Origin of the sequence: Serratia sp. C2(1), from assembly GCF_036352655.1 — a bacterium.
In the GTDB taxonomy this organism is placed as follows: domain Bacteria; phylum Pseudomonadota; class Gammaproteobacteria; order Enterobacterales; family Enterobacteriaceae; genus Serratia; species Serratia inhibens.
The window spans coordinates 2,797,139-2,811,041 of sequence record NZ_JAZFBA010000001.1; the positions used below are offsets into that span (position 1 = coordinate 2,797,139).

A 13,903-nucleotide genomic window follows, 5' to 3' on the forward strand; every position below is an offset into this window, starting at 1 on the left:
TATTCAACGCGCCTCGCGACTGATCGACACGCTTTTCACCTGAGCATACAGCCACTGCCCCGGCCGGATCGCCAACTCGTCACGCGCCCACGGCGTAATGCGCGCCCACAGCACGCTTTCCCCGACCGCCAGCTTCACCTCCACCTGCCCGTCAACCTCCAGACACTCGGTCACCCTGGCCGGCAAGACGTTGCGAATGCTGCTGTTAACCGGCGGCTGCAACACCAGCGAAACGTCGGCGGCGTTGATGCGGATACGCAGTTGTGCCCCCAATGGAGCATCGACGCCGCTGACCCACAGGCGTTGATCGCCCAGCGCCAGCGCGGTCATGGCATAGCGCGAGTGATGTTCGATCACGCCGACGCGCAACACGCTGCTTTGATCTTCCCGCTGCAACCAAGGGCGCAGCGCGCTGCTGGCCCAAACCTCTTCCAGCCCGCCGAATGCCCGAACCTGGCCGTTATCCAGCACCATCACCTGTTCCGCCAGGCGCAGAATTTCGTCCATGCTGTGGCTGACGTAGAGGATCGGGATATTGACGTCCTGCGCCAGCCGTTCCAGGTACGGCAGCAACTCGCGTTTGCGCGGCAGATCCAGCGACGCCAACGGCTCGTCCATCAACAGCAGTTCAGGGGCGGTCAGCAATGCGCGGCCAATCGCCACCCGTTGTTTTTCACCGCCGGACAAAGTCAACGGCAGGCGGTTGAGCAAAGGGCCGATGCCCAACAGCTCAACGATGCCGTCGAACTGCGAGCGCATACCGGCCGCCATGCCGTATTGCAGGTTGCCGCGCACCCGATAATGCGGGAACAGGCGCGCGTCCTGAAACACGTAGCCGATACGGCGTTTTTCCGGCGGCAGGCACAGGCCGCTGGCGGTGTCCACCAACGTGCGGCCATTGAGCGCTATGCGCCCCTGCTGCAAACGCGTCAGGCCGCCGATGGCATTGATTAATGAGGTTTTACCGGCGCCGGACAGGCCAAAAATGGCGGTAATGCCTTGAGCGGGCAGATCCGCGCGCACGTTGAGGTCGAGATCGCCAAGGCGTTGGGAAAAATCCAGCTCCAGCATTTAGATACCCATCCGTTTGCGGCCCCAGCGGGCCAGCCACTCGGAAACCATCAATGAAACCAGCGACAACACTATGGCAATCACGCACAGGCGCGCGGCGGCGGCTTCCGCCCCCGGCGTTTCAATCAGGGTATACATCGCCAGCGGAATGGTGCGCGTTTCGCCGGGAATATTGGATACAAAGGTAATGGTGGCGCCGAACTCCCCCAGCGAGCGGGCAAACCCCAGCACCACGCCGACGATGACCCCAGGCAGCGACAGCGGCAGCGTAATGGTGAAAAACACCCGCCACGGGCTGGCCCCCAGAGTGCGGGCAGCCTGTTCGAGGCGGGTATCCACCGCCTCCAGCGCCAGCCGGATGGCGCGCACCATCAGCGGAAACGCCACCACGGCGGAAGCCAGCGCCGCGCCGCGCCAGCTAAAGCTGAAACTGAAACCGAACCAGTCATGCAGCCATTCGCCAATCACACCGCGCCGCCCCATGGCGATCAGCAATAGGTAGCCGACCACCACCGGCGGCAGCACCAACGGCAGGTGGATAAGACTGTCCAGCAGCGACTTGCCGGGGAAACGGCAACGCACCAGGATCCAGGCCATCAGAATGCCGAAAGGCAAGCTGCAAGCCACCGCCACGGCGGACACTTTCAGGCTCAGTTCAACGGCCTGCCACTCGTACTCACTCAGAATCATTTACGCGGGGAAAATCCATAATGTTGAAAAATAGCCGCCGCTTGCGGGCTTTTCAGGTAGTTGTAAAAAGCGCTGACGGCCGGCGTTTGATGGTCTTTAACCACCGCCATCGGGTATTCAACCGGTTTGTGGCTGTCTTCCGGGAAGACGCCCACGACGCTGACTTTATCACTGGCCACCGCATCTGAGCCATAAACAATGCCCAACGGCGCCTCGCCGCGTTCCACCAGCGCCATTGCGCTGCGTACGTTGTTGGCCCGCGCCAGTTTAGGCTCCAGCGCGGTCCAGACGCCGAGATTCTGCAAGGCTTCTTTGGCGTAGATCCCCGCCGGTACGTGGTCCGGATCGCCCACCGCCAGGCGGCCGCCGTTCAACAACCTGGCCCAGTCGGTCTGTTTATTCAGCGTGATTTTGCCCTGCTTGCCGTCTTTGGCGGCGATCAGCACCAGTTCGTTGCCCAGCAGCGTATAGCGCGTCTCTTTGACCATCTGCTGCTTGTCGATGGCGTAGTCCATCCACTGTTGATCGGCGGAGATAAACAGATCGGCCGGCGCGCCCTGCTCAATCTGGCGTGCCAGCGTAGAAGACGAGGCGAATGAAGACACCACCTGCACATCCTTGCCTTTCTGATACTGGGTCGCGATATCCTGCAGCGCGTTGGTCAGGGATGCCGCGGCAAAAACGGTAATTTTCTCTGCCGCAGAGGCCTGCATGACCATACCGGATGCCAATACAATACCGCCGACCCATTTAGTCCATTGCTGTTTCATGGTGTTCTCCGCAAGTTAATGTGCAATATCGCCCTTCGTTATATAAAAAATAATATAACGTTGCGCAGAAGCTTGTCATGCGGTTTATCGGCAGGGGAAGACATATCTTGAGAAACACCCGCCGAACGGTGCCGGCGGGCATTGAGAGGGGAATGGGTGACGATCAGTGCTGAGTGCGGTTTTCTTTCGAGCGGCCCACTTTGGAGAAAATGTTGAACACTTCCGCCAAACCGTAGATCAGGCCGAGGATGATCGCCATGACCACCGGCACCATCACCACAGCGAACAGCAAACTTTTTAATAATTCCAACATGGTAGCCTCACTTAACTGCCCATTGAGCGGTAATGAACACCGCTACGTAGCGCCATTTTAAACCAAAATAGCCGCTAAAACGGAGCTATTTTAAACATCAGGTGAAATTTGTAACCGGCCAAACGTGCCATTTTGGCGCTTTGTCGGCAAATCGGCGACAATAAGGCTTTTGCAGCCGACAGGACGCGTTATGCAGGCCGAAATCCTCCTTACCCTAAAACTCCAGCAAAAACTGTTCGCCGATCCACGCCGCATCGCGCTGCTCAAGCAGGTCCGACACACCGGCTCCATCAGCCAGGGCGCCAAACTGGCGGGCATCAGCTATAAAAGCGCCTGGGACGCCATTAATGAAATGAACCAACTGGCGGAGCAAACGGTAGTGGAACGCGCCACCGGCGGCAAAGGCGGCGGCGGCGCTCAGGTCACTCACTACGGTGAACGGCTGATCCAGCTTTATGATCTGCTGGGCCAAATCCAGCAAAAAGCCTTCGACGTATTGCAGCAAGATAACCTGCCGCTCGACAGCCTGCTGGCGGCGATTTCCCGCTTTTCGCTGCAAACCAGCGCGCGTAACCAGTTCTTCGGCACCGTCATCGAACGTGACCACCAGCAGGTGCAGCAGCATCTGGAGATTTTACTGAGCGATGGAAAAACTCGCCTCAGCGCGGCGCTTACCCAACAGAGCGCCGACCGGCTGCAGCTCGCTCCCGGCAAGGAAGTGTTGGCGCTGATCAAAGCGCCGTGGGTGACACTGAATAGCGATCCGGCGCTGGCCGGGGCGGCGGACAATGTGCTGGCGGGCGTAGTGGCCAGCCTCCAGCCAGGTGCCGATCACAGCGAAGTGCTGGTGACGCTGGCGGGCGGCGAAACTCTGTGCGCAACGGTGACCAATCAGGAACTGCAACAGCTTGAATTACAGCCCGGCAGCGCGGTACACGCCCTGTTTAACGCCGATCGGGTAATTGTCGCCACGTTGTGTTAAACGCAACGTAACGTTGCGTTTTTGCCGATTGACTTCACACGCCAATACGCCTATTTCTAAATCAATTAATTGCACAATAAGGAATAGGTAATGTCATCGTTGCACATTTCGCAAGGCTCATTTCGCTTAAGCGATACCCGAACCCTGACGCTGGATGCGCTGGAGATTCAGTCTGGCGACAGTTGGGCCTTTGTCGGTGCCAACGGCAGCGGAAAATCCGCCCTGGCGCGTGCGCTGGCCGATGAGCTGGTGTTGCTGAGCGGCGAACGCCGCAGCGACTTCAGCCGACAGGTGCGCATCTCCTTCGAACAGTTGCAAAAACTGGTCAGCGACGAATGGCAACGCAACAATACCGATCTGCTCAGCCCCGGCGAAGAAGACACCGGCCGCACCGCGGCGGAAATCATTCAAGAAGAAGTGAAAAACCCGGAGCGCTGCGCGCAGCTGGCCGCACAGTTCGGCATCACTGCGCTGCTGACGCGCCGTTTCAAATACCTTTCCACCGGCGAAACACGCAAGACCTTGCTGTGCAGGGCATTAATGCCGCAGCCCGACTTACTGATCCTGGATGAACCCTTCGACGGGTTGGACGTGAATTCCCGCGCGCAATTGGCTGCGCTGTTGAGCGATCTCTCCGAACAGGGTTACACCCTGGTGCTGGTGCTCAACCGTTTTGACGAGGTACCGGACTTTATCCGGCAGGTGGGGGTGTTGGCGGATTGCACGCTGGCAAGCCAGGGCACGCGCCAACAGGTAATGGCGGACGCGCTGGTGGCGCAATTGGCGCACAGCGAGAACCTGGATGGCCTGGCGCTGCCGGAAACCGAGGATCCGGCCCAGAAATCCACCTTGCCGACGGATCAACCGTTAATCGTGCTGCGTGACGGGGTGGTCAGTTACAACGATCGCCCCATCCTTAATCATCTCGACTGGCAGGTTAACCCCGGCGAGCACTGGCAAATCATCGGCCCGAACGGTGCCGGTAAATCCACCTTGCTCAGCCTGATCACCGGCGATCACCCACAGGGCTACAGCAACGATCTTACCCTGTTCGGCCGCCGTCGCGGCAGCGGAGAAACCATCTGGGACATCAAACGCCATATCGGCTACGTCAGCAGCAGCCTGCATCTGGACTATCGCGTCAGTTCGAACGTACGCAACGTGATCCTGTCCGGCTTTTTCGACTCCATCGGCATCTATCAGGCCGTGTCTGACCGGCAGCAGCAATTGGCCGACCAATGGTTGGCACTATTGGGGTTGGGCGGTTCACGCGGCGATATGCCGTTTCACAGTTTGTCCTGGGGTCAGCAGCGGCTGGCGTTGATCGCCCGTGCGCTGGTCAAGCACCCGGCGTTGCTGATCCTCGACGAACCGCTGCAGGGCCTGGATCCGCTCAATCGCCAATTGGTGCGCCGCTTTGTCGACGTGCTGATCGGCCAGGGCGCCACCCAGTTGCTGTTTGTTTCCCACCATGCGGAAGACGCGCCACAGTGCATTACTCACCGCCTGAGCTTTTTGCCCGACAGTGACGGTTACCGCTATCAACAGGATCAGTTGGCCTGATATCCCGGATTATCCTGCGGAGGGGGGCCCGGCGCTCCTCCGACGGCATATCCGACGACATATCCGGCAACACTTCCTCCGCAACACATCGCAGTGGGCCTTTTATCATAAAGGGATGAAGGATTCATTTTTGGAGAGGCTATGTCCGCTGCACTGATTATTATCGATCTGATTGAGGATCTGATTGGCCCCAAAGGACGCGCGAATCATTGCCATGAGCAGGTGGTGGCGCATGACCTGATTGCCAACACCAATGCTGCCGCAGCCTACGCGCGCGTGCGCAAAATTCCGGTGATTTGGGTACGCGTGGGTTTTGCCGACGATTATCACGATATCCCCCCCCACTCTCCCTTGTTCAATCACCTTAAGCAGATAGGCGCCCTGCGTTTGAGCAGCCCCGGTTGCCAATGGGACAAGGCTTTACAGGTGTTGCCGGTGGATTTTCAATTCGAAAAGAATGCCGTCTCCGCCTTTGCCGGTAACAATTTGTTAGCCTGGTTGCAGCAACATCGTTGTCATCATCTATTGCTGGGAGGCGTCAGTACCCCGCTGGCAATTGAAAGCACCGCGCGACAGGCGCACGATGCAGGTTTTCAGGTCACCGTATTGCAGGATTTGTGCGCGGCGCCGAGCGAGGAGATACACCAGCAAAGCCTGGATATTCTGCAAAACCTGGCGGAAATCACCCGCTCGCAAGCCTGGATGAAAGGGTAAATCAGACAGCTGCCGAATAAACTCACTTCAGATCACTGTCCGGACCTTTGCTGTAACCTCTCTATGTTACTATTCGTCATAGCGCTCAACTTCGCCATACTCACACGCCGTACAGGCATTGAGCGCTGTGTGCATATTTTAAAGGGATAGAGTTATGTGGGGCGTACTTTCGATTTCGTTGTTCTTTTTGCCATTTAACCGGCTGATTGCCTGGTTGTTTTTGGCCGCATCGGCGGGCATGGGGATGTACCATGGGGTGTTGACCCCACTCAGCCTGGGTTGTTTGTTGGTCATTGCTGCACTGGCCGGCCTGAGGCACCATTTCCGCGCCCAACCTAATCTGGCGGTGCCGCTGGAAGTGCTGGTGGTGGGAAGCTGCGTGGCGTTATTCCTGCATCTGGTGCCGGGGTTCCATAACCAGTTGATGATCGACGATGAAAAAACCGGCCCGCTCAGCGCACCTTTCACCATGTATTACAATTTCGACAAGGCGCTGGTGCCATTCCTGTTGTTTGCCTGCCTGCCGACATTGTTCGCCGCTGAAACCGGTAAAAGCGTCGGGAAAACCGGTTGGATCGCGCTGATCGTGGCAGTGCCTGCCTTACTGCTGGTGGCGGTGGCGCTCGGCGGTTTGAAGATTGAACTGCATGCACCGGGCTGGATCCTGGCGTTTGTGATGGCCAACCTGTTCTTCGTCTGTATGGCGGAAGAAGCGCTGTTCCGCGGTTATTTGCAACAACGCCTTAGCCAGTGGCTAGGCGCCTGGCCGGCCTTGATTATTGCAGCGCTGGTGTTTGGTGCCGCGCACCTGGCCGGCGGCATGCTGATGGTGGTATTCGCCACGCTTGCCGGGTTGATTTACGGCCTGGCGTGGATGTGGAGCGGCCGCCTGTGGGTGCCGATCCTGTTCCATTTCGGGCTTAATCTTACGCACCTGCTGTTATTCACTTATCCACTGTATCAACATCCCTGATGTTCTCGGCCGGCAGGGATACTCTGCCGGCGATATGGATGAAAACGCTATCATCCCGTTTCTCACCCTACCTACTCCGCCCTGTAACCCCTGCTGCATTTCCTGTATCCCTTCTTGCTGCGCCCGAGTGTAAACGATTCCATTTTTCGCTCTGGATCACCTTTTTACTCTGTTGGGCATGCTATCTTTTTGCGCATCGTTATCCATTTTAATCTGTAAAGGGTGCGCCTGGCACTGATGAAAGCGATTACACGCAGCCGCACCAGCCAAGAAAAAGGAACCGCAATGACGGATTTTAATCCCATCGATCACCCCCATCGCCGCTATAACCCGCTGACCGGTCAATGGGTATTGGTGTCGCCGCACCGCGCCAAGCGCCCATGGCAGGGTCAACAGGAATCCGCCCAGCAGGAAAGGCTGCCGCAACACGATCCGGACTGCTTCCTCTGCCCAGGCAATACCCGCGTTACCGGCGATAAAAACCCGGATTATCAGGACACCTATGTGTTCACCAATGATTTCGCCGCGCTGATGACGGATACGCCGCAGGCACCGGAAAGCCAGGATCCGCTCATGCGCTGCCAGAGCGCGCGCGGCACCAGCCGGGTCATCTGCTTCTCCCCCGATCACAGTAAAACCTTGCCGGAACTGACGCTTGCGGCACTGGAACGGGTGATTGCCACCTGGCAGGAACAAACTGCCGATCTCGGGCGCAGCTATCCGTGGGTACAGGTATTCGAAAACAAAGGGGCGGCGATGGGATGCTCCAACCCGCACCCGCATGGGCAGGTGTGGGCCAACAGCTTCCTGCCGAACGAAGTCGAACATGAAGATCGCCTGCAGCGCGAATATTTCCAACAGCACCAATCCTCCCTGCTGGTGGACTACGTACAGCGTGAACTCGCTGACGGCAGCCGGACGGTAGTAGAAACCGAACACTGGCTGGCCGTAGTGCCTTACTGGGCCGCCTGGCCGTTTGAAACGCTGCTGCTGCCGAAGGCCGCCGTGCAGCGCATTACCGATCTGAGCGCCGCGCAGAGCAGTGACCTGGCCGTCGCGCTGAAAAAACTGACCAGCCGCTACGACAATCTGTTCCAGTGTTCTTTCCCGTATTCCATGGGCTGGCACGGCGCGCCGTTCAACGATGCGGATAACCGCCACTGGCAATTGCATGCGCATTTCTATCCGCCGCTGCTGCGCTCCGCCACGGTGCGTAAATTTATGGTGGGTTACGAGATGCTGGCGGAAACCCAGCGAGATCTGACTGCAGAACAGGCGGCAGAACGCCTGCGCGCCGTTAACGACATTCATTACCGTGAAGCCGGAGCCCAATAATGAGTTTGAAAAATATTACCCACACCCTTTTTACCGAACGCTTTGGCTACGCGCCCGCGCTGACCATTCAGGCTCCAGGGAGGGTGAATTTGATCGGTGAACATACCGACTATAACGACGGTTTCGTGTTGCCGTGCGCCATTGATTACCAAACGGTGATTGCCGGTGCCAGGCGTGACGACCGCCAGATCCGGGTGATCGCGGCCGATTACGACGGCCAGCTGGATCAATTTTCGCTTGACGAGCCGATCGTCAGCCACCCGGACCAGCTTTGGTCCGATTACGTGCGCGGCGTGATCAAACACCTGCAACTGCGCAACGCCAATTTTGGCGGCGCGGATCTGGTGATCACCGGCAACGTGCCGCAAGGCGCCGGCCTCAGCTCTTCCGCCTCACTGGAAGTGGCCGTTGGCCAGGTGATGCAGGCATTGTATGAACTGCCGCTGGATGGCGTAGCGCTGGCTTTGAATGGCCAGGAGGCGGAAAACCAGTTTGTCGGCTGCAATTGCGGGATCATGGATCAGCTGATTTCTGCGCTCGGCGAACAGGATCATGCATTACTGATCGACTGTCGTTCACTGGAGACCCGTGCAGTGTCGGTTCCGGAAAATATTGCCGTGGTGATCATCAACTCCAACGTGAAGCGCGGACTGGTGGACAGCGAATACAACACCCGTCGCGAACAATGCGAAGCCGCCGCGCGCTTCTTCGGCGTCAAGGCACTGCGCGACGTCAGCCCGGAGCTGTTCTTCCCGATCCAGCATGAATTGGATCCGATCGTCGCCAAGCGAGCGCGCCACGTGATCACTGAAAACGATCGCACCCTGGCCGCCGCAGATGCACTGGCAGCGGGCGATATGAAACTGATGGGGAGGCTGATGGCGGAATCTCACGCTTCAATGCGGGATGACTTTGCCATTACCGTGCCGCCGATCGACCAGTTGGTGGAGATCGTCAAAAACGTTATCGGCGAGCGCGGCGGCGTGCGCATGACCGGCGGCGGCTTTGGCGGCTGCATAGTGGCGCTGATGCCGCAAGAACTGGTAGAGCCGGTGCGCGAGACGGTAGCGCGCGAATATCCGTTGCAGACCAATGGACTGAAAGAAACCTTTTACGTTTGCAAGGCATCAGCGGGGGCCGGAATATGCTGACAGACAGTTTGCAACTGGCCCCTGATGGCCAGCCTTACCAGCTGACCCGGTTGCAAAACGCCGGTGGGATGACGATCACGCTGATGGATTGGGGCGCCACCTGGCTTTCCGCCGTGCTGCCGCTGAAATCGGGCGAAACGCGTGAACTGCTGTTGGGCTGCCGGACACCGGCGGACTATCAGCGGCAGGCGGCCTATCTTGGCGCCACCGTTGGGCGCTATGCCAACCGCATCGCCTACGCCAGTCTGCTGGTCGGCAACAAGCCGCATCCGCTGCTCGCCAATCAAGGGGAGCACCAACTGCATGGTGGGCCGGAAGGCTTCAACGCCCGCCGCTGGCGGATTGTTCAGCAAGATGCGCAGCAGGTGAGCTACGCGTTGCATTCACCCGATGGCGACCAGGGGTTTCCCGGCAACCTCGAGGTTCAGGTCAATTACCGGCTCACCGCCGATAACCGGCTGGAAATCAGTTATCAGGCCCGGACCGATCGCGCCTGTCCGGTCAATCTGACCAACCACGCGTATTTCAACCTGGATGGCGCCGGTACCGACGCCCGCCGGCAACGGCTGCAGCTGTTTGCCGACCGTTATCTGCCGGTCGACAGCGAGGGCATACCCAACGCCGAACTCACGCCGGTGGACGGCAGCGGCATGGATTTTCGCCACCCGAAAACGTTGCTGCAGGATTTCCTGCGCGACCGCGATCAGCAGCGGGTAAAAGGCTACGATCATGCCTATCTGCTGCACCGTACCTGCGGCGCATTGGACTGCCCGGCGGCACACCTGTGGTCGGCGGACGGTCAGGTGCAGATGAGCGTCTTCACCAGCGCACCGGCGCTGCAACTGTACAGCGGCAATTACCTGGACGGCACGCCGGCACGTGATGGCGGCAGCTACGCCAGTTACGCCGGCATAGCGCTGGAAAGCGAGTTTTTGCCGGACAGCCCGCACCACCCGGAATGGCCGCAACCGGACTGTTGGCTCAAACCGGGGCAGCAATATCAAAGTGCCACCCATTATCAGTTTTATCCTATTTGACCCACCACGCCCCTTGCCATGCGGCCGGGGGCCGTTTGTTATAAATGCTTACCTTTTTACACGCCGGGCCCACCGGCACCTGCCTTTCCTTATTCCAAAGCGCACACTAGAATCAGGCTACGGTGATAAGCACAACGTCTTGTGCTGCGTCACAATTTTCGGCCATCTCAGGCCGGTCAATAGCTGAAGGAACACCTATGCGTCTGATTACTGCACTCCCTTTACTGGCGGGTTTACTGCTGAGCACCAACCTGATGGCTGCCGATACCGCAACCGCAGCGAAAACGCCTTCGCCGGCGCAGGCTGCACAGCAGAAGCGCATGACCGATTGTAATCAACAGGCTTCTACCCAAACACTGAAAGGCGCGGACCGCACCACCTTCATGAGCACCTGCCTGAAAGCGGAAGGTTCTGCAGCAGCGAAAACCCTGACGCCGCAACAGCAGAAAATGAAAACCTGCAACGCCGACGCCAAAGCTAAAAGCCTGAAAGGCGACGAACGTAAAACCTTTATGAGCAGTTGCCTGAAAAAAGCAGCCTGATTCCCCTTCTCCCACGGCACGGCCGGATCTCATTCCGCCGTGCCGGTTTACCCCGTGACGCCCGCCTGATCGATTCAGCTTTTTCCTCGGAACAGTACTTACTTTGCGGCAAGAAATTGGCTATGGTTAGACACTATCGATTGCCGAGCCACCGGCCGCGGCAATATAATGATTTTCGTTATCATTGAAATGTCAGATTATTAAGGAGTTAAGCTATGGCTGTAACTAAGCTGGTTCTGGTGCGTCACGGCGAAAGCCAGTGGAACAACGAAAACCGCTTTACCGGTTGGTATGATGTTGATCTGTCCGACAAAGGTCGCACCGAAGCGAAAGCAGCAGGCAAGCTGTTGAAAGATGAAGGTTTCTCTTTTGACTTTGCTTACACCTCCGTACTGAAGCGCGCGATCCATACCCTGTGGAACATTCTGGACGAACTGGATCAGGCCTGGCTGCCGACTGAAAAATCCTGGAAGCTGAACGAACGCCACTACGGTGCGCTGCAGGGTCTGAACAAGGCCGAAACCGCTGAAAAATACGGTGACGAGCAGGTTAAGCAATGGCGTCGCGGCTTCGCCGTCACCCCACCAGAGCTGACCAAAGATGATGAGCGTTACCCGGGCCATGATCCACGCTACTCAGCGCTGACCGAAAAAGAGCTGCCGCTGACCGAAAGCCTGGCGCTGACCATCGATCGCGTAATCCCTTACTGGGACGAAGAAATTCTGCCACGTATCAAAAGCGGTGAGCGCGTTATTGTTGCCGCTCACGGCAACTCGCTGCGTGCGCTGGTGAAATACCTGGATAACCTGAGCGAAGATGAGATCCTCGAACTGAACATCCCAACCGGCGTGCCGTTGGTGTATGAATTCGACGAAAACTTCAAGCCAATCAAACGTTACTATCTGGGCAATGCCGACGAGATCGCGGCTAAAGCGGCCGCCGTGGCAAACCAGGGTAAAGCGAAGTAATTTTTCGCCCGTTGATCTAAAAACCCCCCGGTTTTGGCCGGCAATATAGATCGTTTGAGAATGTTTGAACGATCCCGGCAGTAAGTAAAAGATAATCCGGAGTCAGCCCCTGACTCCGGATTTTTTTATGTCTGAACTCGATGCAGTTACAGGGGCTGGCCCCCTATTCGGAGCAATGACCAGCAATTCAATCCGCCAAGTTTCGCAGCCTATAAACATGCGGCTCGAGAGTATCAAGCACAGATAGCCAATATGAAAAACATAAGCTTGATGGCATTCTGCTGAGAGGTTAAGAGAATAGCGGTTATAACCGTTATGGCCTTCTGTCCGGAAACGGCCAAAAATCCGAATCTACGCAGGGAGAATTGAACAACATTTACACTGCAGTCGGTCATGACCTATTATCCATGAATAAAAGGACCGCAATGGACGACGTACAAGGAATGTATCACCATGTCAGCACTAGCGTTTCCCTGCACTATCTTCAAAACTCAAAAAAGAATGGACGACTATGGCGCGGAGGATATGCGCTGCGGTGATTTAAGCGAATCACAGCTAAAAAATACATTTAATCTGGCCGACATCTCGGCCAGGGTTAATCCGTTCACCTTGACGAAAATCACCCCGTTCAGCCAGCCACAATCGCTGACTCGTGGTTCCCGTGGAGAGGACGAGAAAATTACCCGTGAGGCGTGCGCCAAAATTCTGTTTGATGAATTCCGTCACCTCTCGCAGCCTTTCTCCGTATACGGTCCCTACAAGCCGTTGATCGAAAAGATGATCACCCATATGCAGAATGGCCAGGGCTCGCCCTTCACCAGTCCGCATCTGGATGCGGCTTTGAAGGAGCATGTGCTGAGCGACAGATCGCCAGATAATAGCTCACGCTTATTATTGGGGAAATCTTTAAGCCAAAATATAGACTGGGAGAATAAATGTTATCCAATAGAAAATAAAAATGAACTAAACGATGCTATCCTTGGAGGAAAGTTACCTAAATTTGATAGATTCCAGGATAATTTTAACGGCATGGGCATCACGGTTCACGACACTTGGGCAACTCATATCACCATAAAATCACTACAGATTGATAATGACCGCTATCGTGCGGTTGTGCATTACAAGGTACAGGATCACTTCGGCCTGGACGGTGACGATATTTCAAATACTAAATTTAACCGGCTCCGTTTTTTCCGTATCTGGTTTGTACTCCAGCGATACCATCAGTTTGGTTTTAATCCCTTTATGACCAATATGGAAGCCACTGTAGAAATTACCGGGGGACGAAATGAAAACAAAAACTAAGAAAACTTTCTATGCACTACTCCTGATCGGCTTCGCTCTGATTTTTTATTTTATCTGGTTAACTAATCGTACAGTTGAAATAGTAGGCATCCATCAGAGAAACAATTACAGTGATGTACTGGTAACAAATTTCCCTTTCACTGACAAAGGTAAAATAAACTGGTGGATGGAGAATAAAGATAGATTAAAAACCCTGTATAACATACCAAAAGCAGCACCTTATGGTTTATTCACTATAGTATTTTGGGATTTCGACGAAGGTTATAAAGAAGAAGGAAAGTATGACAGAATGTGTTTTGATGATATGAAAACCAAATTTAACTGCATTGATAAAAATAGAGTCTTCTCAGTTGAGAATAATCGAAGTAATGATATTTTGTTTACCGTGCATGATGGAATATATCGCATGGGAAAGGATGGGAATATTATAAAAATTTATCATAAATAAGTCTTTTATCCTCCAGGGGTGAAGGCAGGAAGATTGCCTTT

15 protein-coding genes are annotated in these 13,903 nt (G+C 56.0%); 11 read left to right on the top strand and 4 right to left on the bottom strand.

Features of this window, described 5'->3' with window-relative positions; genetic code table 11:
- Positions 1 to 3: 3 nt before the first annotated feature.
- The 4 genes from modC to V2S86_RS13155 all read right to left on the bottom strand — a co-directional run bounded on the left by modC (position 4) and on the right by V2S86_RS13155 (position 2,844).
- Positions 4 to 1,071, bottom strand: a complete 1,068-nt coding sequence (gene modC / locus V2S86_RS13140) for a molybdenum ABC transporter ATP-binding protein ModC (protein ID WP_330762782.1) — start codon at positions 1,069 to 1,071, stop codon at positions 4 to 6.
- Positions 1,072 to 1,761 (bottom strand): molybdate ABC transporter permease subunit, encoded by a 690-nt coding sequence (modB, locus tag V2S86_RS13145; protein ID WP_330762783.1) that lies wholly within the window; start codon positions 1,759 to 1,761, stop codon positions 1,072 to 1,074. It abuts the gene before it with no gap.
- The gene (modA, locus tag V2S86_RS13150; RefSeq protein WP_330762784.1) at positions 1,758 to 2,531 is read right to left on the bottom strand and encodes a molybdate ABC transporter substrate-binding protein; all 774 of its coding nucleotides are present in this window, start codon (positions 2,529 to 2,531) and stop codon (positions 1,758 to 1,760) included. The genes modB and modA overlap by 4 nt, the downstream gene beginning before the upstream one ends.
- 163 nt (positions 2,532 to 2,694) lie before the next feature.
- Positions 2,695 to 2,844 carry an AcrZ family multidrug efflux pump-associated protein gene (locus V2S86_RS13155; RefSeq protein ID WP_004941845.1) on the bottom strand — a complete coding sequence of 50 codons (150 nt, stop codon included), beginning with the start codon at positions 2,842 to 2,844 and terminating at the stop codon, positions 2,695 to 2,697.
- Positions 2,845 to 3,034: 190 nt separating this feature from the next.
- On the opposite strand from V2S86_RS13155, the gene modE reads away from it, so the two are divergent.
- The 11 genes from modE (at position 3,035) to V2S86_RS13210 (ending at position 13,862) form a co-directional block, all read left to right on the top strand.
- Positions 3,035 to 3,826, top strand: coding sequence for a molybdenum-dependent transcriptional regulator (gene modE, locus V2S86_RS13160; RefSeq protein WP_330762785.1), 792 nt, complete (start codon positions 3,035 to 3,037; stop codon positions 3,824 to 3,826).
- A 90-nt stretch (positions 3,827 to 3,916) separates the two neighbouring features.
- Positions 3,917 to 5,389, top strand: a complete 1,473-nt coding sequence (gene modF, locus V2S86_RS13165; RefSeq protein ID WP_330762786.1) for a molybdate ABC transporter ATP-binding protein ModF — start codon at positions 3,917 to 3,919, stop codon at positions 5,387 to 5,389.
- A gap of 141 nt (positions 5,390 to 5,530) precedes the next feature.
- Positions 5,531 to 6,103, top strand: a complete 573-nt coding sequence (locus V2S86_RS13170; protein WP_330762787.1) for a cysteine hydrolase family protein — start codon at positions 5,531 to 5,533, stop codon at positions 6,101 to 6,103.
- A 154-nt stretch (positions 6,104 to 6,257) separates the two neighbouring features.
- Complete coding sequence (locus tag V2S86_RS13175; RefSeq protein ID WP_330762788.1) at positions 6,258 to 7,076, top strand: CPBP family intramembrane glutamic endopeptidase; 819 nt, start codon at positions 6,258 to 6,260, stop codon at positions 7,074 to 7,076.
- A 285-nt stretch (positions 7,077 to 7,361) separates the two neighbouring features.
- Positions 7,362 to 8,411 carry a galactose-1-phosphate uridylyltransferase gene (gene galT / locus V2S86_RS13180; RefSeq protein WP_330762789.1) on the top strand — a complete coding sequence of 350 codons (1,050 nt, stop codon included), beginning with the start codon at positions 7,362 to 7,364 and terminating at the stop codon, positions 8,409 to 8,411.
- The gene (gene galK / locus V2S86_RS13185; protein ID WP_330762790.1) at positions 8,411 to 9,562 is read left to right on the top strand and encodes a galactokinase; all 1,152 of its coding nucleotides are present in this window, start codon (positions 8,411 to 8,413) and stop codon (positions 9,560 to 9,562) included. The genes galT and galK overlap by 1 nt, the downstream gene beginning before the upstream one ends.
- The gene (gene galM, locus V2S86_RS13190) at positions 9,556 to 10,599 is read left to right on the top strand and encodes a galactose-1-epimerase (protein ID WP_330762791.1); all 1,044 of its coding nucleotides are present in this window, start codon (positions 9,556 to 9,558) and stop codon (positions 10,597 to 10,599) included. Before galK ends, galM begins: the two co-directional genes overlap by 7 nt.
- A 197-nt stretch (positions 10,600 to 10,796) precedes the next feature.
- A complete protein-coding gene (locus V2S86_RS13195) occupies positions 10,797 to 11,141 on the top strand; it encodes a PsiF family protein (RefSeq protein ID WP_330762792.1) in 345 nt (114 codons plus the stop codon).
- 215 nt (positions 11,142 to 11,356) lie between these two features.
- Positions 11,357 to 12,109 (top strand): 2,3-diphosphoglycerate-dependent phosphoglycerate mutase, encoded by a 753-nt coding sequence (gpmA, locus tag V2S86_RS13200; protein ID WP_004941818.1) that lies wholly within the window; start codon positions 11,357 to 11,359, stop codon positions 12,107 to 12,109.
- A gap of 453 nt (positions 12,110 to 12,562) precedes the next feature.
- Positions 12,563 to 13,414 carry a YPO3983 family protein gene (locus V2S86_RS13205; protein ID WP_330762793.1) on the top strand — a complete coding sequence of 284 codons (852 nt, stop codon included), beginning with the start codon at positions 12,563 to 12,565 and terminating at the stop codon, positions 13,412 to 13,414.
- Positions 13,398 to 13,862, top strand: a complete 465-nt coding sequence (locus tag V2S86_RS13210) for a DUF943 family protein (protein ID WP_330762794.1) — start codon at positions 13,398 to 13,400, stop codon at positions 13,860 to 13,862. Before V2S86_RS13205 ends, V2S86_RS13210 begins: the two co-directional genes overlap by 17 nt.
- The last annotated feature ends 41 nt before the right edge of the window (positions 13,863 to 13,903 follow it).